Here is a 19,733-nt window from a genome sequence, read left to right as displayed (position 1 = left end):
CACCGTCGGCCCCCGCGAACCGGGCCGGTCCTCAGCCGCACTTTGGCCGTGCACCCGCACGGTCGGCGGGCCGACCGGCCCGGCTGCGGTGGTGACCTTTCCCGGCCGGTGGCAGCCGCTTCGACAGCCGGCTGTCTCTGTGCGCGTCGTGCCGATCAGTCCCTCGGCCATAGAGGCGCCGATGTCGGCCTCGGGGGCCACCGCGGGCATCCGCCGGGCGCCCTTGTCGGACGATCTTGATCTTGATCTCGCCGATTCCGGAGCCGTACGGCGTGGTGGGGTCGGTCGGCGACGGTGACCACGGGCGTGCCTTTGCGGCCGATGCGACGAGCACTGGCCGCCTCGATGATCATCGGCCGGACGCCCCGTGCGTGCTCACCAACGTGATCCACATCCACCGGCCTTGAGGACGGTCGGACACGCCGGGAGCCGGTCCGCCGCAGCGTCGGGCCGGCTCCCGGCACCTCATGCCCGGATCGTGACCAGCTTCTGACCGTTGTCCGCGTAGATCTCGAAGTGCTCGATGGCTGCCGGAGACATGGCAACCGCCCCGGGGATCGTGGTGCCGGGAGGGTACTCGCCCGCCCGCCAGGTAGCGGCGTCCGCCCGGGCCCCGCCGGGCCCGACCGCCTGCAGCCGGCAGGTGATGCCGGCGGGCGCCCCCTTGGCGGAGACCTGCAGGACACTGCCCCAGGCAGAGGGCGAGACCTTCACCGAGGCGGTGACGCCAGTGGCGGGATCGCTTCCGGAGAAGGTGCGCGTTGCAGCCGGCGCGGTCGGTGCGGGCCGCGTCGCCTGAGGGCCCACGGATCCGACGACCGCCAGCCATGTGCCGCCGGCGGCTGCTGCGATGAACATCAGGGAGGCGGCGGCGCCGGCCAGTTGCAGACGCCAGGTCCTGCGGCGGCGGGCCGCGGCCCGCTGGAGCAGCCCCTCCAGCACACCCGACTCGGGCGCCTGCGGCACCGCAGGCCGTGCGGGCGGGGAGCCCTGAGCGCTCTCGGCTGCCCGCGCCACCAGTCGATCGGCCAGGTCCCCGCCGGCCGGCACCGTCTGACCTGCGGCTTCGGCTGCGGTCACCGTCGCGAGCAGCGCGGGCAGCCCCGCCAGCTGGGCGTGTTCTGCCCGGCACTCGGCGCATCCCGCGAGGTGGGCGCGCACGTGTTCCATTTCCGCCGGGGGCAGCGTGCCCAGGACGTATCCTCCCAGCGCCACCCGGAGGGCGTCGTGCTCTGCGCTCATGGTCGCCACCTCCTGCATGCCGCGGTCATGGCTCGATGCCCCGTTCCTGCAGCACCAGCCGCAGGGCGTGCAGGGCGTAGTACGTCCGCGACTTCACGGTGCCCAGCGGGATGCCCAGCACCCGGGCGGCCTCCGTCATGGTCCGGCCCCGGTAGTAGGTCTCCAGCAGGACCGCGCGGTGGTCCGGGGACAGCGTCCGGATGGCATCGGCCACCGCCCAGCTTTGCAGTGCCTGCTCGATCTCGTCCTCGCCCGGTGCCTGCTCGGCGGCTCGCTCCAGCGCCTCGCCGCCGGCCTCGGCCGGTCTGGCCTGCCGGGCCCGGTGGGCGTCGATGACCAGGTGCCGGGCGACCGTACACAGCCATGCCCGGGCCGGGCCGCGTGCCGGGTCGAACGCGGCGGGATGCTGCCACGCTCGCAGCAGCGTCTCCTGCACGACATCCTCCGCCCACTGCCAGTCTCCTGAGGTCAGCCGCAGCACGTAGTGGAACAGGGCTCCTGCGTGCTCCGCGTACAGAGTGCGCAGCAGTTCCTCGTCTGCGGTCGAAAGGGTCCCTTTACCGGAGACACGGTGCGCGGAGCGATCCGGATCGGTCCTTGGACCACGCTTTCGGGAACTCCAGGACATAAATCGATCATCGCTCATATGTATTGCTTTGTCGTGCAACATACGGCGTGGTGCAGGTGACGCTCTGCGAGCACCGCGGGCGGCACGCCCCTGCCGGGTCTGACGGCACCGCCAGGGCCAGGGCGGGCGGAGCGCCGTGGGCCGGCCGGTCCGCGGCGATCGCCAAGAAGAATCACAAAAAGTGCCTATCTTCCGAACCGGGCACCCCTCGCCGCCCGTGGAGTCGGACAAGAGCCGGCTTACGCGGCATTCCTCCTCTATTCCGCTATTCCCCGGCGACAAGGATGGATCAGAGGTGACCGAGATAGGCAACGCGGCGCACGCGCTCATGGTGTCGGCCACGCCCGTGCCCCCCCGGGGCACCGGGCTCGGCACCACCGGGCAGCCCCGGGCCGGGCCCCGCGCACACCACGGCGACGGCCCTGCGGAGCGCTCGACGCGTACGGCGAGACAGCGATCGAGGGCTGCGCAGCCACCAGGGCGGAACTCCCCCCGCCCAGTGTGCGCAGCACCTGCACAGGCACCGCCGCACGGCGATGCGTCACTCGTGGCCCCGGACGGGGAACTGCCGCATGTCGCCTGCGACTTCGCGGCATGCAAGGGCCGATGCGCAGCGCGGGGCCTGTCGAGGCGACCGGCCGGCACAAGGACAGCACCAGCGCTCGTTCGCAGGGGCCGCCAGGGGCACGTGGCCGTGACACGGCATCCACCACACATCACTGCGGTTGCGTGCGCTCAGCCGGCGCATTCCCCATCTCTGCCTGACCAGTGAGGAACGAACACCATGTACCTGAAATTTCGTACACCAGGCCGGCGATCACGCGCCGCGGCCGGGCTGGCCGTCGCTACCGCCGGCGCGTTGGGGCTCCTTGGCGCATGCGGCCAGTCGTCGCATTCCTCGTCCGCCGGAACCGGCGCCATCAAACCCGGTCCAGGTCAGCACCAGACGGCCGGGATGCCCGGTGCCACCGGACCGGGGAACGCGGCGGGCTCCGCTCCCGGGGCCTCGCCGATGCCCGGCATGAGCATGCCCATGAGCCCCCCGAGCACGGCCGCGCCGGTGACCGGGGACGCCGTGGCGATCAAGAACTTCGCATTCTCCCCGGCCGCGCTCAAGGTCAAAGTGGGCACGACGGTGACCTGGACCAATCAGGACACCGACGCCCACACCGTCACCAGCGCGGGATCCGGCGGACCGTTGCATTCGGCAGCCCTGAACACCCACGCGACGTACAGCTACACGTTCACCAAGCCCGGCACCTACTCCTACCTCTGCACCATCCATCCGTTCATGACCGCCACCGTGGAGGTGACCCGATGACCGGCTACTACGACAGCCACGACAGCGCGCCGGCCGGCGATGCCGAGCAGCCCGCCACAGAACACGGTATGACCCGGCGCCAACTGCTCCGTCACGCGGGCTGGTTCGGCGGCGCCGTGGTGCTGACCGTGGCCAGCGGAGAGGTGATCAGCCACATCGCCGACTCCCGGGAGACCAACTCCGTGGCCGCCGCCGGCGCCGCCACAGCGGCGAACAGCTCGCTGCGGTTCGTACAGGTCTCCGACAGCCACATCGGGTTCCAGGGCCCGGCGAACATGGACGTGACCGGCTCATTCACCGAAGCGATCCACCAGGTCAACTCGCTCGGATTCAGACCCGACTTCGTCATGCACAGCGGCGACCTGACCCACCTGTCCACGGCCGGGCAGTTCGACCAGGTCAAGCAGCTGATGACGGGTATACAGACAGACCGCGTCTTCACCGTACCGGGCGAGCACGACTCCATCGGCGATGCAGGCCGCGCCTACCGGCAGACCTTCGGCAGGGGCACGCTCGGTGATGGCTGGTACAGCTTCGACACCCACGGCGTGCACTTCATCGCCCTGGTCAACACGATGAGCCTGGAGAAGCTCGGCCATCTCGGCAACGACCAGATCGACTTCGTCCGCAAGGACATCGCCGGACTGTCGTCGGACACCCCCATCGTGGTCTTCAGCCACATCCCGCTGTTCGCCATGTACCCGCAGTGGGGCTGGAGCACCGACGACGCCCTCAAGGTCATCGCCCTCCTGCGCCGCTTCTCCTCCGTCACCTGTCTCAACGGGCACGTCCACCAGCTGTTCACCAAGACAGAGGGCAACATCACCTTCCACTCCGCCACCACCACCGCCTACCCCCTGCCCAAACCGGGCCGCGCCCCCGCCCCCACTCCGCAGGTCGTCCCCGCCCGGCAGCTCAAGGACGCACTCGGCATCCGCACCGTCAGCTACCGCCAAGGCGACCGCGAACTGGCCATCAAGGACCGGAGGCTGGCATGAACACCCACAGACTCCTCGCCCCCACCCTGCGATCGGCGAGCGCCGCCACCCTCGCCGCCGGCGGATACATACACGCTCAGCTCTACGTCGACGAGTACCGCTTCATCCACATCATCGGCCCCCTGTTCCTGCTCCAGGCCGGCGCCTCCTTCGCCCTCGCCGCCCTGCTGCTGATGGGGACGCCACCCTTGCTGCTGAGGGCCGCCGCAGCCGGCATTGCGCTCGGCGCCCTCGCCGGCTTCACCGCCTCACGCACCGTGGGCGTCTTCGGATTCACCGAACACGGCCTGCAGCCCGCCCCACGAGCCCTCCTCAGCCTCCTCACCGAGACCGGCACGCTGCTGCTCCTCGCGATCTGGCAGATGACCGTGACAAGACAACACCGCGCTGCCCGAACACCCGTCAGGACACCCGCCTGGGACCGGGCCACCATCCGCACACCACCCAACTGAACCACCACCGCCAAGCCGCCCGGGACGGCAGCGTCCTGGCTCGGGGGGTGCCCCTGGGTCTGTCCAGCCAACGGTGTAACTCGGGTGGTGTGAGTTAGCGGCGGCCGACGCAGAGTCGGCCGTCGAAGGCGATGTCGAAGGCCTGGAGTGCGGGCTTCCAGCGCATGGTCCAGCGTTTGCGTCCCTGCCCGGTGGGGTCCAGGCTCATGACGGCGAGATAGACGCACTTGAGAGCCGCGGCCTCGTTCGGCAAGTGCCCGCGGGCCCGGACCGCTTTGCGTATGCGCGCGTTCACGCTCTCGACCGCATTCGTGGTGCAGACAACGCGTCGGATCTCCGTGTCGAGCTGGAGGAACGGCACGAACTCCGCCCAGGCGTTCTCCCAAAGCCGCACGATCGCCGGATACTTGGCGCCCCACTCCTCCTGGAAGTCCAGGAAGCGGTCCTCGGCGGCCTTTGCCGTCACGCGGTGTAGACCGGCTTGAGCGCGCGGGAGATCTTGTCCCAGTCCTGGCGGCCCGCGTAGCGGAACGAGGCCCGGATCAAATGGACGACACAGGTCTACGTGACTGCCTGCGGCCAGACCGCTGAGATGGAGTCGGACAGGAGTCGGACACGCCCTTCAGGCCGTCGCAGACCACCATGCACACGTCCTCGACGCCGCGGTTCTTGATCTCGGTCAGAACCTGGAGCCCGTACTTGGCGCCCTCGCCGCCGTCGCCGGCCCACAGACCGAGGATGTCCCGGGTGCCGTCCACGGTCACCGCGAGGGCAACGTAGATCGGCCGGTTCGCCACCTGCCCGTCGCGGACCTTCACGTGCACGCGGTCGATGAAGATCACGGGGTAGACCGAGTCCAGCGGCCGGTTCTGCCACTCCGCCATCCCGTCCATGACCTTGTCGGTGATGGTGGAGATGGTCTGCTTGGACACACTCGCGCCGTAGACCTCGGCCAGGTGCGCAGAGATGTCACCATGCGTCAGACCCCGAGCGGACAGGGACAGCACCATCTCGTCCACGCCGGTCAGCCGCCGCTGGCGCGCAGCCCGCTCGCGCGGGCCCGGTCGACCAACTGCCCGATCAACTGCTCGTCCAGCACGTCCGTCGACAACTCGACCGGCCGGACCTCTTCAACCGCCTCGGCAGAGACAGTCATGTCGCTCATCAGGTGCTACTTCCATGATCGGGAGTTACACCGAAGACCGTACAGACCCGGACAGCGTCGCCCCCGTGCACCGGGCCGGACAGACCGTGCTGTGGGAGGGCGACCACTACGACATCGACGCCCAACTCCGTATCGAGCCCGCCCCCGGCCATACGCCCGGCTCCTCCACGGTATGGCTGCGGTCGGGTACGGACCGGGCGGTGTTCGCCGGGGACCTGCTGCACAGCCCACTGCAGATCTCGGAGCCGGACGACTGCCCCAGCTTCGACGAGGACGAGCCCCGCGCACGGGACAGCCGGCGCCGGGTGCTGGGGGAGGCCGCGGACCGGGGCGCCCTGCTGTTCCCCGCGCATTTCCCCGGGCCGGGCGCAGCCGAGGTGCGACGCGTCGGCGACCGGTTCGCGGTGAAGGAGTGGGCGGCATGGCGATGAGGACGTTCTGCGGCACCGGCATCACGCAGCGCACCGGCTGGTGAGCCTTCCCGAAGAGCCTGCGGGTACATCTGCCCGGGTCAGACGGTGCGGCCAACTGTGCTGCTCGCAATGGCCGACTACGGCGCTCAGTGTGCGACACGAAGTCGTACCACGTGAGTGAGGACAGCTGTTCCGTCTCAGGCGATGTGGTCCTGGTCGCAATTGATCTGGTCCGATTCGCCCGTCGTCTCAGGTGATCTGGACCGTCGAGGCATGGTCCCTTCTCACTGAGCTTGGATGAGTCTCACTGATCTGAGCGGGGTAGCCCCGAATCTCATCGGCTGCGGTGCCTCGCAGACGCCGACTCCCTCCACGGTTCACAGATCGTGGTGGTTGAGCGGGGCGGCCTTGACAGTGACGGTGGTCCAGCCGGCGGGCACGGGCCGACTCGGGGCGTTCCCCCAACTCCCTTCCGTTGAGCAGCTGATCACGGTCGAGGCGGGCGGCGGCGTATCGCCACACCGGTTTCATCGCCGCCGGCACCCCTGAGAACGCTCTGAAACCGCGCTGAATGGGGGGGCGGCCACGCTTTGCGGCATGACGACGACGACCCCGCCAGGGGCAGCGGACCGGGAGGGGATCACCATGGACGGCCTGCGACTGATCCGCCGGCACGCGGCGGCCTTCGGGCGCTTCGCCGGGCTGGGCAGCGGGGTCACCCTGGCGGCCTCGGCGGCCCTGGTCCTGCTCTCGCAGTGGATCCCGTGGATGGCGGCGAACGCGCTCACCACCGTCGCCTCCACCGTGTTCGCCACCGAGCTGCACGCCCGCGTCTCGTTCGGCCACGGACGGCCCGGTCTGGCCGGCCACCTGAAGAGCGCGGCCACCATGGCCCTCGGCTGGCTGGTCACGTCCGCCGCGGTCGGCTCGCTGGCCGCGCTCCGTCCCGGCGCCGGACTCGTCCTGCAGCAGACGGTGTACCTGTCGGCCACCGCGCTCGTCGGGATCGGCCGCTATCTCGTGCTGCGCCTGGCTGTGTTCGCGGAGCGCGCCCCGCAGCCCCGGACCGGCGGCGGCGTCCAGTTGCGGGCCGCGTACGACGCGGCGGCGTGAGGGCCGGCGGGAAATACTGCGGCCCGGGGTCGGGGCGGGAGGCGCGTCCCTCGGGGGTCGGCAGGAGTGGGGCCATAGCCCTGCCCGCAGACCAGATCATCTGAGACGGGACAGCATCCGTTCGTTTTCCCGCGATGATCGGGAAGCTCGTGTGAGCCCCCGCACCCCGATCCCACCGGCGCCCGCGCGTGCCCGCTGCCCGAGGTGTCGCGTCTCGTGAACCGGTCGACTGGGCGAGGGTCGGAGAACACCTCGGTCCGGCGACGCGCCCGCGGCATGACCCATACCGAGGCGGCGGCCGACCTCGAGGAAGCGGAGCTGCAGCAGCACCTGGGCCGGGACCGCGAGGCCTGGCCGACGATGAGCGCGGCCCGGCCGAAACTCGCAGAATGGGCGCGCATCGTGCAGCTGCTCGCCGTCGGCGCGTACGCCCCGGATACCGAGGCCGTCGTCCAGGACGAGCTCGCGGCCGACGCCGAACGCGAGCGCGCCCGGCAGTTGGAGACGAGAAGCGCCGCCAGGAGGAGGAAGCCGAAGCCGCCCGCCGGACTCGCTGAGCGAGGACGAGCGGGCCGCCGTCAATCGGCTGCCCGACTGCGACCCGGCGGCCGCGCTCGCCGTCAACGCGCTGCTCGCCCGCGCGCATGAAGCCGGAGCGGGCTCGCGCCCGAGGACCGTGTCGTGACCGGCGACCCAGGTGCGGTCGCCGCCGTGTTACCCGTGTGGGGGCTGCCAGGCCTGCGGGCAGCGCCGGCATCGCCGCGGGCACCGCTGATACATACCGAGGGGTCGTCATGGGCGTCGCCGCCGGTGCCCAGACCGTTGTCCGGGCCGGGGCCGGGGCCGGGGCCGGTGACGAAGCCGCCGAAGGAGACCGAGATGTCAGCGATGATGCGAGTCATGCCAGGGCAGACCCGATCCCCAGCCCGAACTCATCGCGCACGCATGAGGCATGTGTGGGATGTGAACCCGATAGCCGCGGAGTAGAGGTCCGCCGGTCCGTCAGTTTCCGGCTCACCGGCCGCGCAGGCCCACGCTGATCACGCGGCCGGCCTGCCGGGCGGCCTCCGCCAGCCGTTCCAGGCGGTGCGCGGGATCGGTCAGGACGCAGAGGGCCGCCACCGGGGCACCGTCCGCTCCAAGCAGCGGCACCGCCGTGCAGCACACCCCGCTCATCACTTCCTCCTGGTCGAATGCGGCACCCCGGTCCCGGATCGCGGCGGCCTCCTGGAGCCAGGACGCGGGAAGCGGCCCCAGCAGGGGATTGGGATGGGCCCCGGCCACCAGCACCTTGCCCGCCGCGGTGAACCACGGCCAGGTCGTACCGGTCCGCAGCGGGACCGGCTGCTCGGCCTCGCCGGGACTCCACTCCACCATCAGGGTCTCGCCCTTCCACAGCACGGCGATCCCCACCGTCATCCCCGTGATCTCCACCAGACGCCGCACCGGTTCCCTCGCGGCGGACCTCAACCGGGGGTGCGGCTGCCACTCGCGCCCGAGGCGGAACATCCGCAGGCCCACCCGGTAACTCCCGCGGCACCGCTCCACCGCACCCAGGTCCGCCAGCTGTTCCAGCAGCCGGTACGCGGTCGTCTTGGGCAGCCCGCATTCGGACGCCAGCCTGGTCGGCCCGGCCTCCACGGCCCGTTCCACCGCTTCCAGCAACGCGAAAGCACCTTCCAGCACGCTCCGTCCGCCAACGCCCGCCGCCGAAGGCGCACCAGCCGTGGCAGTCGCACCAGCCGCGCCTGCGGCCGCACCTGCGGACTCGGATGCCGGTGCCGGTGGCGGCGACGGAAGATTTCCCGGCATGACCTCCGCCATGACCTCCGACCGCTGCACCGCCACCAGCATCCCCGGTGCGATCACTCCACGTCCGGTCACGCTCCCGCCTCCCCCGTCTGCCCGTTGCGCGGCCGGCAGGCGACGGCCCCTGCCGCCGTGCTCGGACGGGGCGCGGTCATGGCCCGTCCGTTCGACCGCACCCCAGCAGACTGGCACTGGAGTGTGGCTTGAAACCTTGTCGAATGCTTGTCGCCCAGGGGAGGACGCTTCCCGGAGGGGAGGCAGACGACATGGTGGACGTGCAGTTGCTCGGTCCTGTGGAACTGTCGGTGGGGGGCCACGTGGTGGAGGTGGGCCCGCCGCAACGCCGTACGGTGATGGCCGCCCTGGCGGTGGACGTCGGCCGGCCCGTCGCCGTCGACGTGGTCATCGAGCGGGTCTGGGGCACGCGTGCGCCGAACGGGGCGCGGGCCGCGGTGCACGCCCATGTCGCCCGGATCCGGCGGATGTGCGAACAGGCCGCCGAAACGGCGAGAGAGCCCTTACGCCTGGTGCGGCGCTCGGGCGGGTACCTGCTGGAAGCCCGCCTGGACCAGGTGGACGTGTACCGGTTCCGGCAACTGATCGACCAGGCACGGGCGGTGGAGCGGACCGACCCGGCGCGGGCGGCGCGGCTGCTGGGCGATGCACTGGGCCTGTGGCGCGGAGACCCCCTGTCCGGTCTGCAAGGACAGTGGGCGGCGCGGATGCGCGAGGCCTGGCGGCGTCAGCGCCAGGACGCCGCCGTCGGGTGGGCCCGCGCGGAGCTGCGCCTGGGTGATCCCGCGTCCGTCATCGGCCCGCTGACTGGCCTGCTCGGTGAGTATCCACTGGCAGAACCCCTGGCCGAAGCACTGATGCGAGCGCTGCACGACACCGGGCGCAGCGCGGAGGCACTGGACTGCTACGCCGCCGTCCGTGAGCGGCTGGCGGAGGAGCTGGGCACGGATCCGGGAGTGGCGCTGCGGCAACTGCACCAGGCGATCCTGCAGGGCCACCAGTCCGAGTCCGCTTCGCGGCCCAAGCCCCCGATGCAGCCGGCGTCCGCGGCGGCGCGACCGGGCGACCGTCCCGCCCAACTGCCCATGGCCGTACGCGGGTTCACCGGACGTGACGAGGAACTGGCCCACCTCGCGGCGATCCTCGCCTCGGCGGAGGGAGAATCCGCGGCGGTGGTGATCTCGGCGGTGTCGGGCATGGCGGGGGTCGGGAAGACGGCGCTGGCGGTGCACTGGGCGCGCCGGGTGGCAGGCGCATTCCCCGACGGACAGCTGTATGTGAACCTGCGGGGATTCGATCCGCAGGGGGCGGCGGTGCCTCTGACGGAGGCGGTACGGGGGTTTCTGGACGCCTTCGGGGTGCCGCCCGAACGGGTGCCGCCGGGCCTGGAAGCCCAAGTAAGCCTGTACCGGAGCCTGTTGGCGGGGCGCCGGATCATCGTGGTGCTGGACAACGCGCGGGACGAGGAACAGGTCCGTCCGCTGCTGCCGGGCGCGGTCGGCTGCATGGCGCTGGTGACCAGCCGGAACCGGCTGACCGGGCTGGCGGTGACGGAGGGCGCCCATCTGCTGGCGGTCGACTCGCTGAGTCCGGACGCGGCGCGGGACGTGCTGGCGGAGCGGCTCGGGGCGGGACGGGTGGCGGCCGAGCTGGAGGCCGTGGCGGACATCGTCGCCTCGTGCGCGGGACTGCCGCTGGCGCTGGCGGTGGTGGCGGCCCGTGCGGCCGTACAGCCGCGCAGGCCGCTCAGAGCGCTGGCGGATGAACTGCGGCAGGCGGGCGGCCCGCTGGACGCACTGGACGGGGGAGAGGAGGCCAGCCAGGTGCGGGCGGTGTTCTCCTGGTCCTACAGCGCGCTCAGCACCGGTGCGGCCCGGATGTTCCGGCTGCTGGCGCTGCATCCGGGGCCGGACGTGGGACAGGCGGCGGCGGCCGCGCTGGCGGGGGTGTCACCGGAACGGGCCCGGGGACTGCTGAGTGAACTGACCGGCGGGCACCTGCTGGCCGAGCACGTACCGGGACGCTACACGTTCCACGACCTCCTGCGGGTGTACGCCGGGGAGCTGGCGGCCGCCTACGACGGTGAGCGGGTACGGCGGGCGGCGCTGCACCGGATGATGGATCACTACCTGCACACCGCGAGGGCGGCCGATGTCCTGGTGACCCCGCAGCCCAATCCGGTGGCGACGGGGCCGGCCGCGCCGGGGTCCAACGTGGGGGAGCCCGCCGACTACGGGCAGGCGCGGGCCTGGCTCGTCGCCGAGCACGCGGTACTGCTGGAGATCGTGCGGCAGCCGCCGCCGGACTTCGACGGCCATGTGTGGCGGCTGGTCACGGTGCTGACCAGCTTTCTGGACCGGCACGGGTACTGGCAGGCCTTGCTGGCGGCCGGGCGCAGCGCGCTGGCGGCGGCCCGACGCGAGGGCGACCTCGCCGGACAGGCAGGTTCCTACCGCGGTCTGGGGCTGGCGCTGGACCGGCTGAAGCGCCCGGGGCCGGCCCGGGAGCACTACCTGCGGGCACTGGAGCTGTTCGGCACGCTGGGCAGCGACGCGGGGCAGGCCCGTACACATCAGCATCTCTCGCGGATGTCGGGGGCACAGGGCCGCCCCCAGCAGGCGCTCGAGCACGCGTACCGGAGTCTGGAGCACTACCGGAGGGCGGGCGACCGGGCGGGACAGGCCGCGGCGTTGAACCACATCGGCTGGCGGCAGGCCAACCTCGGCGACCACCTCGGCGCGCTGGCACACTGCGAGCAGGCCCTTGAGCTCGCGCACGAGGCCGGGGACGTGGACGGGCAGGCCCACATCCTGGACAGTCTGGGCTACATCCATCATCACCTGGGCCGGTACCAGCTGGCGGTCGACTGCTACCGGCAGGCGGCGGAGCTGTTCCGCGCCACCGGCGAGCGCCGCAGCGAGGCCGCCTGTCTGCTCTGCCTCGGCGACACACACCGCAGCGCCCACCAGCCCGACGCGGCCCGCGGCGCCTGGATTCGGGCCCTGTCCCTCACCGGCGAACTCGGCTTGCCCGACGACGACTTCCTGCGCGCCGAAATCCTCGACCGCCTGAGCTCCGCGGCCACCTCCGGCAGGCCGTCCTGCCACATCCCGGTCCTGCCCCAGTAGGCCGGGCAGCGGACCGGCCGTTTCGGGCCTTCGGTTCCGCTGAGTGGAACAGGGCACGACAGGCCGTTCCGCGCCCGCCACACTCTCGGAGAGTTACGACGTGCTGGCGCTGTTTTCGCACCTTTCGAGTGCCGGTTCCATCGAGCAGCGGAGGGGAGGGAACATCATGGAGAAGACCGTCGTGGAGAACGACCCGCAGATCGACGATCCGGATTCCGCGCTGGTGACAGTGAGCGTCGGCGTCAGTTTCTGACGCTGTCCGGAAGGAACCCGGCCGGATTTCCGGGGGGTCTTTCAGACGCTTCCGGCGCAACCGGAAGATCCGGTCGCACCGGAAGCGTTCAAAGAACATCGGCATGGCAGGGTCACCTCGTCGGGGCGAGCCGAATGCCATGCCCGCCCTGTCACCATCGAGCGGCCGGGGGGAGGAGCGCCATGGAGAAGACCGTTGTGCACAACGACCCGCAGATGGAAAACCGTAAAGACGTCGATTCTACGGTGATATCGGTGATGGTGGTAGTCAGCTTCTGACCAGCGCGGCCTCGCTTCCAAGCCTTGCTCCGTGCTTCCGCCCGGGAGACACGGGCTCACGCCGGAGGGCATATGAAGATCACGCTGGTCTGCATGCCGTGGGCCACGACAGCAACCCCCTCGCTCGCACTCGGGATCCTTTCGCGAAGGATCGCGGACACATTCCCGGACATCGAGACGAAGACCGTCTACGCCAACATCGAGTTCGCCGACTGGATGGACCAGCAAGGAGGACTCGGATCCCCGGAGTTCAGCTTTTTCTCCCTGCACAGCTATTTCCTGGGATGCGGCGACTGGGTGTTCTCTTCCGCCCTCTACAAGGACCCTTCGTGGCGGGTCGACGAGTTCACCGCCGGATTGAAGGGAAAGATCACGGACAACCAGTTGGAGACATGTCTGCGACTGCACCGGATCGTTCCCGATTTCATTGAAGCCACCGCACGGCAGATAGTCGCCGACGGTCCCGATCTCGTGGGCGCGACCTCGACGTTCCAGCAGAACGTGGCGTCACTGGCACTGCTGCGCCGGATCAAGGAACTGGCCCCCGGCACGACGACCGTCATGGGCGGAGCCAACTGCGACGGTCCGCAAGGGGAGGCGCTGCACCGCAACTTCGACTTCCTCGACTACGTCGTACGCGGCGAGGCGGAGCGGACGTTCCCACAACTTGTCGAGGCCCTTCGCGCCGACGGCGAGCCGGAGACCTCGCACATACCCGGCCTGTGCCGGCGCGACGGCAGCGCCAGCGTGAGCAACCCGTCCACCGAGCGGCTCCTGGCGCCGTCCGAGATCCCCGCGCCCGACTTCGACGCCTACTTCGAGCGCCTCAGGCGCTCGCGCGTGCAGTCCTGGTACGAGCCGGTGCTCGTGGTCGAGGGCGCGCGCGGCTGCTGGTGGGGCGAGAAGCACCACTGCACGTTCTGCGGACTCAACGGTTCGGCGATGACCTTCCGCAGCAAGAGCCCGCACACCTATCTGGAGGAGATCCTCACGCTCGCCGGGCGCCACCATGTGCTGGACTTCTACGCCGTGGACAACATCCTGGAGATGTCCTACCTCGACTCCGTCCTGGACAAGCTCGCCGAGGCCCCCTTCGACCTGCGCATCCAGTACGAGGTCAAGTCGAACATGAAGCTGCCGCAGATCGCCCAGATGCGTGCGGCGGGTGTGGTCAGCGTCCAGCCGGGCATCGAGAGCCTCAGCAGCCGCGTGCTGAAGATCATGGACAAGGGCGTGAGCGGCACCCACAACATCCGCTTCCTCCGGGACGCCGAGACCCACGGGCTGTCGGTGGCGTGGAACTACCTGTACGGGTTCCCGGGTGAGACCCAGGACGACTACCTGCCCCTCATCGAGCAGTTTCCGGCCCTGCACCACCTCCACCCCAGCACCGGAGCGAACAGGATCGCGCTGGAGCGTTTCAGCCCCTACTTCGACCGCCCCGAGCTGGGCTTCGCCGACCGGCGCCCGAACTCGCAGTACCAGATCACCTATGACCTCCCGGAGGCCGAACTGGCCGATCTCGCCTACCTGTTCGACACTCCCGCCCAGGGTATCGACCGCAAGCTCGCCGAACGGCTCGCCGAAGCCCTTCAGGAGTGGGCCGACAACTACATCCGCAGCAGCCTGTCCTACGTCGACCTCGGTGACCGCATCACGCTCACCAACTCCCGGCCGGGCTTCTCCTGGCGGTCCATGGCCCTGGAGGACCCCGTCGAGGCCGAACTGTTCCGCGCCCTGCACGACCCCAGGTCCGTCGCTCAACTGGTACGCCGCACGGCCCAGGCCGGCCACGCCTGGGACGAGAACCGCGTCGAGGCCCTGCTGGGCGACTGGCGACGACAGGGACTGATCTTCGTCGAGGCCGACCGTGCCGTCCACCTCGCCACCGAGGACGAGAACCAGTTGCTGTGCCGCATCCGGCGCGACTCGCAGAGCGGCGGACCCGAGCTGGCCCTGGAACTGGCCGAGGAGCCCACATGCGTGACGATCTCCTGACCCCGCCGTCCACCACCTCGAACGGCTCGCTGCCCACGCGTCAAGTGCACGACCTGTACGCGCGCGGCGTGCGCTACGCCGAACTCCACGAGCCCGTCAACCTGAGCTCGCCCACCCCCCGCGATCTGCGCGCCCTCGACTTCGTCCGGGTCGCCACCGCCCGCGGCCTGCTGGTGCGCTGGCAACTGCGGGCAGGCCGGCGCGCCGATCCGGCCCTGACCGCACGCGACCTGACACACCTTCAGCCACCCGCCTCCCTCGACGGCGCCCGGTCGGCCGAACGTCTCACCGAGTGGCGCAACCGGTTCTACATCGGCCGCTGCGTCTGGCGCCGAGGCCCCGGCTTCGTACAGATCCGCGACCGGCGGGACGGAGTGCTGCAACGGTTCAACCTGCTCCAGCCCGCATACCTGCAAGCAGTGGCCCTGCTGGAGCAGCAGCAGGTGAGCGGGGTCGATCCCGATGTCCTCGTGGCACTGCGCGCCGAGCACCTCGTGCTGGACTTCGGCGGCCTCGACTGGTGGGCTCCCTGCCTCATCGACCGGTGGCCCGTCCCGTCCATGGTCCTGTGACCGGTGCCCCCACCTGCTGACCCGACCTCCCTAAGGAGCCGGCATGGTCAATGACGTCGCGGCCGCGGTCCTCGCCTGCGGGGCCGTGGCCTGGCTGGTGTGGCGCGGGTTCTTCACCGCGCCGGGGTCCTTCGGCTCCTGGGCGATGTTCTCCCACGTCGGCGGCTACCGCGCCCGGCTGCACGACGTACGCGACGGGCGGCCCGTCTGCCCCTGGGAGTACGAACTGCGCCAGGACCACTTCGGCTCCCCGGACGCGCTCGCCTCGCTGGTGCGCTACCTCGATGAGGAACACGGCCTGCGTGTGGTCGGGGACGGCGTACTCCTGGTGCCTTTCGGCCACATCAGGATCGCGGTCAGAAACGGCAGGGTCGTGCGTGCATGACCTGTTGGCGACCGCTTTCCCGGTCCACGGCACGGCGTCCGGACCGGCGCTGTGCTGCTTCCGCCTGATCCTGGCAGCCGCCCTGCTGTGGAAGATCACCGCCGACCACGTCTACGGCATGGCGCGGTTCTTCGACCTCCACCCCAAGTCACTGGTGCGCTGGCGGTACGAGCAGGACGACATGGCCGTCAAGGTGCTGCTGAGCCCCACGGCGTTCAAGGTCTTCTACGCCGCCCGGGCCCTGGCGGTGCTGTGTCTGCTGGCGGGGGTGCTCACCCCGCTCGCCGCGGCAGTCGTGGCCGCCTGGTGCATGTTCGAGTTCACCTTCGACCGCAAGTTCAACACCCTCTTCCTGGGCATGATGTGCGTCCCCTTCGTCTTCGCCTCCGGGGCCGATGCCTATCTGAGCCTGCAGTCGCTGCTGGACGCCCCGTCCCCGGCCGCGTTCTTCGATCCCGCGCGGGCCCCGACAGGACCCTCCTGGCCGCAGGCCGCCGCCGTCGTGCTGATGTTCCAGGTGTACTGGAGCAGCGCCTGGTTCAAGGCCGCCTCCCGCCAGTTCACCAGCGGGGACGCTCTGCAGAAGATGTTCGAGCAACTGGTCTCGCTGCGCGACGAACTGCCCCCGGGGCGGCGCGAATACTATTTCCCCGACTGGTTCACGCGCCGTTTCGCCACCGCCGACCCCGCGCTCGCCGCCCGCCGCTGGCTCCTGCCCTCACTGGTGACGATCGCCGTGGAGGCCGTGCTCCCTCTCCTGCTGATCTTCCCGGCCACCTGGCCGGCGGGCGCACTTCTCGGCCTGCTCACGCACGCCGCCTTCACCGCACTGCTGCCCAAACGCCTCGTCCCCTTCAGCCTCGCCTCGGTGGGCACCTATGTGCTCTTCCTCCCGCAGCACACGTTCGTGACCCTGATCGGAGGACTGATGTGACGGACCGAGCGGCGTGGGCACCCACCAGCTTCGGCGCCCGCGCGCACGACTACGACCGACTGCGCCCCGGCTACCCCCTCGAAGCCCTCACCGGGACCCTGGCCGCCCTGGGCGCCGGCCCGCCGGGCACCGCACTCGACATCGGATGCGGAACCGGCAAGCTCGCGGCCGCGCTGACGACGCTCGGCCACGAGGTCACCGGGGTCGAGCCGGACCCACGGATGGCGGAGGTCGCCTCGGCGGGCGGGCTGGCGGTCGAGGTCGGCGCGTTCGAGACATGGGAGCCGGACGGCAGGCGGTTCGACCTGGTGGCGTGCGGCCAGGCCTGGCACTGGCTGCGCCCCGGACAACGGACACAGAAGGCAGCGCGGTGCCTCGGCGCGACCGGCCGGATCCTGCTCGCCTGGAACTTCGGCTCCTACGCGCTGCGCGACGCGCCCCGTCTCAACGAGGTCTATGCCGCTGTCCTCCCCGGCGGCCTGCCGGCCGGGCCGGGCGGCCGGGTCTCCCTGTCGGAGTCCGACCTCGACGACTACGCCGAGGAACTGCGATCCCACGGATTCCGGCACGTGACCAGGATCGCCGTGCCCTGGCAGACCCGCCTCACCTCCCGGCAGTTCTGCGAACTGCTGGCCACCGAGAGCCGCCACCTCGCCCTGCCCGAGGCGCTGCGGCGGCGGCTGCTGGGCGAGGTGGCCGCCTTCCTCGACGCCGAGGAGGGCGGCGAGATCGGCGTGGACTACACCTGCCTGGTCGTGGGAGCGTCCGCCGCCGGGTGACGCCGCCGAGCCCCGGGCCGGCGGCCCGTCTCACAGGACGGTCTGTCCGTCCGGGTCGGCGCGGGACTCCGATTCCCCGCCGCCCTCCGGCGGTTCGCCCAACTGGCGTACGACCGGCACGACATGGTTGGCGACCGCCAGCACCGCCAGGCCGACGGCGATGGCGATCAGAGGGACCTGGACTCCGAGACCGTCCGCCAGCGCGCCGCACACCACCGGGGCGAGCCAGCCGCACGACTGCGAGGCCATGTTCGCCGATGTCATGACGCGTGCGGTCATCGCGTCCGGAACCATCGCCACCATGCCGCTGGCGAACACGACGTTCAGCGGAGTCACGAAGAGGATGCTCGCACCCAGACACAGGGCCGCCAGCCACGGCCGGGACGCCAGCAGCACGATCCCGCCGACGCCCGCGGCGACCATCCAGGAGACGATCAGGATGATCCGGTAGCCGGAGAGGCGTCGCACGACCCATCCGGCGGCGAGCGCGCCGCCGAGGCCGCACGCGGTGGCGATCGACTCGGCCGCGCCGATCTGCGAGGGCGACGCGCCGTGGTGCCGCAACGTGACGATGAACATGAAACCGATTCCGGTGAAGAACAGGTTCATCAGCGCCATCCACAGCAGTGCGTACCGCAGGAACGCGCTGCCCCGGATGAACGCCAGCCCCGCGCCCAGGTCGCGGCGCAGCGCAGGGCGGCCGGCGGACCGCTCGATGGCGTCGGGTCCCAGGGGGGTGCGCAGGAACAGGCAGGCGAGGGCGACGGCCCCGAAAGACAGGGCGTCCACGAGGAACGGTGCCCAGCGCGCCCATGAGAACAGCGCCCCGCCGAGCGGTGCTCCGGCCAGCTGGGCACCGTAGTCACGTGCCTCGACCCGGGCGAAGGCGGTCCTGACCTGTGACGCGGGGACGATGCGTTTCACCAGCGGTGCCGCCGCGCCGGCGAACGCCGCCGACGCCAGGCCCTGCACCAGCGCCACAACCGCGATCAGCGGCAGCCACAGGCGCCCGGCGGCCACGATCCCGAAGACGACACCCATGGCGGCCAGTTGGACCAGTGAGGACCCGATCAGCAGAGCACGTCTCGGATAGCGGTCGGCGGCCACCCCCGCGGGCAGCAGACCGGCCACCAGACCGACACTGCCGCAGGTACCGACACCCCCGGCAGCGGCGGCGGACCCGGTGGAAGCCAGCACCAGCAACGGGAACGCCAAGGTGGAAACACTGGTGCCCAGCCTCGACACCGCCACCCCGGACCACCAGATGTTGTAGTCCCGGTTCCGCCACAGCGGGGTGGGCTCCGGCCCTTGTGGATCGGCTGTCCGTCCGTCGTGTTGGGCCACGGTTCAACGTATCAGCCGCCCACCGAAGCGTGTCGACCCGCGAGCACACAAGAACGGCCCAACTGGCCTTAGAGAGAGGCTAGTTGGCCGAATCCGTCACCGCATCCACGGCGCGGGCGGCGGAGCCGTGGAGCAGGCTGAGTCCCGGCTCGGCGGCCTCTTCACTTCAGTGCCCGAAGCCGCTTTGTGAGACTGGCGGGCGGCGGCGCGACCCGCTCCGGACGCGGGCTCACCCGAACGCGCGTACGTGCCGGCGGGGCATCGGCAGCGGGGCGTGGTGAGGTGATGCGGGCGGCGGCAACCGGGCCGGGAGCGCCGGCTCGCCGCCCGTCTGTTCCTTGTCGAGATGGGGAGCGTTCATGTACGGCGTACTCGGATCCGTTGCCGTGACGGCCAGTGCCGCCAGTGCGCTGCTGGGTCCATCGATGACCCCGGTCGGCTCCGGGGCCGGGGCGGTGGTCGCGCCTCATCCCGCGCGGGCGGCCGAGGACGTACGAGGCGGGTGTTAGACGTCATTGAAAATGCCTACGAGTGCGGCACTTTGGGCAGCTTTGCGCCGACAAGATCGGTAAGCGTGCCTGCCGACGAAGAGGTGCAGATTTGGGGCGGCACCTTGCCGACGAGGGGCATGTGAAAGGCCCTCCCGGTATCTCTTGGCCGAGCGCCGGGAGGGCCGTGTAGCGCGCGGAGGCGCTGTGCTCACGGTAGAGGTCGACCCGGCGCGGGTGGAGGTTCGCCTGGTGAGGGGCGAGTTGGTTTGTCCTGATTGCTCGGGCGTGTTGCGGCCGTGGGGGTGGGCGCGCTCGCGTGTATTGCGTGACGCTTCCGGCGGGCCGGTGGTGGTGCGTCCTCGGCGGTCGAGGTGTGTGGGCTGCGGCATGTCGCATGTACTCCTTCCGGTGTTCG

At 70.7% G+C, this 19,733-nt stretch carries 18 protein-coding genes and 3 pseudogenes; 13 read left to right on the top strand and 8 right to left on the bottom strand.

Translation table 11 applies throughout. The features are described 5' to 3' along the window. Positions 1 to 465: 465 nt before the first annotated feature. Together OG819_RS57270 and OG819_RS57265 are read right to left on the bottom strand one after the other, a co-directional pair. Positions 466 to 1,242: a zf-HC2 domain-containing protein gene (locus OG819_RS57270; RefSeq protein ID WP_266638843.1), complete on the bottom strand. Its 777-nt coding sequence runs from the start codon at positions 1,240 to 1,242 to the stop codon at positions 466 to 468. Positions 1,243 to 1,267: 25 nt separating this feature from the next. After that, positions 1,268 to 1,870, bottom strand: a complete 603-nt coding sequence (locus OG819_RS57265; protein WP_266638842.1) for a sigma-70 family RNA polymerase sigma factor — start codon at positions 1,868 to 1,870, stop codon at positions 1,268 to 1,270. 1,033 nt (positions 1,871 to 2,903) lie between these two features. Here OG819_RS57265 and OG819_RS57260 point away from each other — a divergent pair. The 3 genes from OG819_RS57260 to OG819_RS57250 are packed head-to-tail and all read left to right on the top strand — an operon-like array spanning position 2,904 to position 4,641. Beyond that, positions 2,904 to 3,191, top strand: coding sequence for a plastocyanin/azurin family copper-binding protein (locus OG819_RS57260; RefSeq protein WP_266638841.1), 288 nt, complete (start codon positions 2,904 to 2,906; stop codon positions 3,189 to 3,191). After that, positions 3,188 to 4,189 carry a metallophosphoesterase gene (locus tag OG819_RS57255; RefSeq protein ID WP_266658152.1) on the top strand — a complete coding sequence of 334 codons (1,002 nt, stop codon included), beginning with the start codon at positions 3,188 to 3,190 and terminating at the stop codon, positions 4,187 to 4,189. Before OG819_RS57260 ends, OG819_RS57255 begins: the two co-directional genes overlap by 4 nt. Next, positions 4,186 to 4,641 (top strand): hypothetical protein, encoded by a 456-nt coding sequence (locus OG819_RS57250; protein ID WP_266638839.1) that lies wholly within the window; start codon positions 4,186 to 4,188, stop codon positions 4,639 to 4,641. Before OG819_RS57255 ends, OG819_RS57250 begins: the two co-directional genes overlap by 4 nt. A gap of 94 nt (positions 4,642 to 4,735) precedes the next feature. Here the strand turns inward: OG819_RS57250 and OG819_RS57245 are convergent. Continuing rightward, positions 4,736 to 5,681 (bottom strand): annotated as a pseudogene (locus tag OG819_RS57245) (IS256 family transposase); the annotation flags it as partial. Next, positions 5,666 to 5,806, bottom strand: coding sequence for a hypothetical protein (locus OG819_RS57240; protein ID WP_266638838.1), 141 nt, complete (start codon positions 5,804 to 5,806; stop codon positions 5,666 to 5,668). The pseudogene OG819_RS57245 and the gene OG819_RS57240, both read right to left, overlap by 16 nt. 14 nt (positions 5,807 to 5,820) lie before the next feature. Here OG819_RS57240 and OG819_RS57235 point away from each other — a divergent pair, with 14 nt between their 5' ends. Then, positions 5,821 to 6,237 (top strand): MBL fold metallo-hydrolase, encoded by a 417-nt coding sequence (locus OG819_RS57235; RefSeq protein WP_266638837.1) that lies wholly within the window; start codon positions 5,821 to 5,823, stop codon positions 6,235 to 6,237. A 362-nt stretch (positions 6,238 to 6,599) separates the two neighbouring features. Here the strand turns inward: OG819_RS57235 and OG819_RS57230 are convergent. Beyond that, positions 6,600 to 6,741 (bottom strand): annotated as a pseudogene (locus OG819_RS57230) (Zn-dependent oxidoreductase); the annotation flags it as partial. Positions 6,742 to 6,816: 75 nt separating this feature from the next. On the opposite strand from OG819_RS57230, the gene OG819_RS57225 reads away from it, so the two are divergent. Beyond that, a complete protein-coding gene (locus OG819_RS57225) occupies positions 6,817 to 7,332 on the top strand; it encodes a hypothetical protein (protein WP_266658150.1) in 516 nt (171 codons plus the stop codon). A 216-nt stretch (positions 7,333 to 7,548) separates the two neighbouring features. Next, complete coding sequence (locus OG819_RS57220; RefSeq protein ID WP_266638835.1) at positions 7,549 to 7,980, top strand: hypothetical protein; 432 nt, start codon at positions 7,549 to 7,551, stop codon at positions 7,978 to 7,980. Positions 7,981 to 8,129: 149 nt separating this feature from the next. On the opposite strand, the pseudogene OG819_RS57215 reads toward OG819_RS57220, so the two are convergent. Both OG819_RS57215 and OG819_RS57210 read right to left on the bottom strand, forming a co-directional pair. Then, positions 8,130 to 8,234 (bottom strand): annotated as a pseudogene (locus OG819_RS57215) (dihydrofolate reductase); the annotation flags it as partial. A 112-nt stretch (positions 8,235 to 8,346) separates the two neighbouring features. After that, on the bottom strand, positions 8,347 to 9,018 hold the full coding sequence (locus OG819_RS57210; protein ID WP_266658148.1) for a helix-turn-helix domain-containing protein: 672 nt from the start codon (positions 9,016 to 9,018) through the stop codon (positions 8,347 to 8,349). 389 nt (positions 9,019 to 9,407) lie between these two features. Here OG819_RS57210 and OG819_RS57205 point away from each other — a divergent pair, with 389 nt between their 5' ends. The 7 genes from OG819_RS57205 (at position 9,408) to OG819_RS57175 (ending at position 17,483) form a co-directional block, all read left to right on the top strand. Beyond that, positions 9,408 to 12,284 carry a BTAD domain-containing putative transcriptional regulator gene (locus OG819_RS57205; protein ID WP_266658146.1) on the top strand — a complete coding sequence of 959 codons (2,877 nt, stop codon included), beginning with the start codon at positions 9,408 to 9,410 and terminating at the stop codon, positions 12,282 to 12,284. A gap of 43 nt (positions 12,285 to 12,327) precedes the next feature. Further along, positions 12,328 to 12,537, top strand: a complete 210-nt coding sequence (locus tag OG819_RS57200) for a hypothetical protein (protein ID WP_266658144.1) — start codon at positions 12,328 to 12,330, stop codon at positions 12,535 to 12,537. Between the two features lie 350 nt (positions 12,538 to 12,887). Beyond that, positions 12,888 to 14,813 carry a RiPP maturation radical SAM C-methyltransferase gene (locus tag OG819_RS57195; protein WP_266658142.1) on the top strand — a complete coding sequence of 642 codons (1,926 nt, stop codon included), beginning with the start codon at positions 12,888 to 12,890 and terminating at the stop codon, positions 14,811 to 14,813. Beyond that, positions 14,795 to 15,385, top strand: a complete 591-nt coding sequence (locus tag OG819_RS57190; RefSeq protein ID WP_266438501.1) for a DUF5825 family protein — start codon at positions 14,795 to 14,797, stop codon at positions 15,383 to 15,385. Before OG819_RS57195 ends, OG819_RS57190 begins: the two co-directional genes overlap by 19 nt. Before the next feature lie 43 nt (positions 15,386 to 15,428). Next, entirely contained in the window at positions 15,429 to 15,770 is a 342-nt protein-coding gene (locus OG819_RS57185) for a hypothetical protein (protein ID WP_266594400.1), read from the top strand. Beyond that, complete coding sequence (locus OG819_RS57180; protein WP_266658140.1) at positions 15,763 to 16,704, top strand: hypothetical protein; 942 nt, start codon at positions 15,763 to 15,765, stop codon at positions 16,702 to 16,704. Before OG819_RS57185 ends, OG819_RS57180 begins: the two co-directional genes overlap by 8 nt. Next, on the top strand, positions 16,701 to 17,483 hold the full coding sequence (locus OG819_RS57175) for a class I SAM-dependent methyltransferase (protein WP_266658138.1): 783 nt from the start codon (positions 16,701 to 16,703) through the stop codon (positions 17,481 to 17,483). Before OG819_RS57180 ends, OG819_RS57175 begins: the two co-directional genes overlap by 4 nt. Before the next feature lie 30 nt (positions 17,484 to 17,513). On the opposite strand, the gene OG819_RS57170 is transcribed toward OG819_RS57175, so the two are convergent. After that, complete coding sequence (locus OG819_RS57170) at positions 17,514 to 18,827, bottom strand: MFS transporter (RefSeq protein WP_266658136.1); 1,314 nt, start codon at positions 18,825 to 18,827, stop codon at positions 17,514 to 17,516. Between the last annotated feature and the right edge of the window lie 906 nt (positions 18,828 to 19,733).

The organism is Streptomyces sp. NBC_01549 (assembly GCF_026339955.1).
Lineage (GTDB): Bacteria > Actinomycetota > Actinomycetes > Streptomycetales > Streptomycetaceae > Streptomyces.
The sequence above is the reverse complement of the archived record's forward strand: the minus strand, read 5'-3'. Positions and strand labels throughout refer to the sequence as shown.

Bases quoted from the DNA above. Each gene is read 5' to 3' on its own strand.
- OG819_RS57260 (WP_266638841.1), top strand. From the start codon at position 2,904: ATGAGCCCCCCGAGCACGGCCGCGCCGGTGACCGGGGACGCCGTGGCG.
- OG819_RS57270 (WP_266638843.1), bottom strand. From the start codon at position 1,242: ATGAGCGCAGAGCACGACGCCCTCCGGGTGGCGCTGGGAGGATACGTC.
- OG819_RS57225 (WP_266658150.1), top strand. From the start codon at position 6,817: ATGACGACGACGACCCCGCCAGGGGCAGCGGACCGGGAGGGGATCACC.
- OG819_RS57265 (WP_266638842.1), bottom strand. From the start codon at position 1,870: ATGTCCTGGAGTTCCCGAAAGCGTGGTCCAAGGACCGATCCGGATCGC.
- OG819_RS57205 (WP_266658146.1), top strand. From the start codon at position 9,408: ATGGTGGACGTGCAGTTGCTCGGTCCTGTGGAACTGTCGGTGGGGGGC.
- OG819_RS57195 (WP_266658142.1), top strand. From the start codon at position 12,888: ATGAAGATCACGCTGGTCTGCATGCCGTGGGCCACGACAGCAACCCCC.
- OG819_RS57240 (WP_266638838.1), bottom strand. From the start codon at position 5,806: ATGAGCGACATGACTGTCTCTGCCGAGGCGGTTGAAGAGGTCCGGCCG.
- OG819_RS57235 (WP_266638837.1), top strand. From the start codon at position 5,821: ATGATCGGGAGTTACACCGAAGACCGTACAGACCCGGACAGCGTCGCC.
- OG819_RS57190 (WP_266438501.1), top strand. From the start codon at position 14,795: ATGCGTGACGATCTCCTGACCCCGCCGTCCACCACCTCGAACGGCTCG.
- OG819_RS57255 (WP_266658152.1), top strand. From the start codon at position 3,188: ATGACCGGCTACTACGACAGCCACGACAGCGCGCCGGCCGGCGATGCC.
- OG819_RS57185 (WP_266594400.1), top strand. From the start codon at position 15,429: ATGGTCAATGACGTCGCGGCCGCGGTCCTCGCCTGCGGGGCCGTGGCC.
- OG819_RS57250 (WP_266638839.1), top strand. From the start codon at position 4,186: ATGAACACCCACAGACTCCTCGCCCCCACCCTGCGATCGGCGAGCGCC.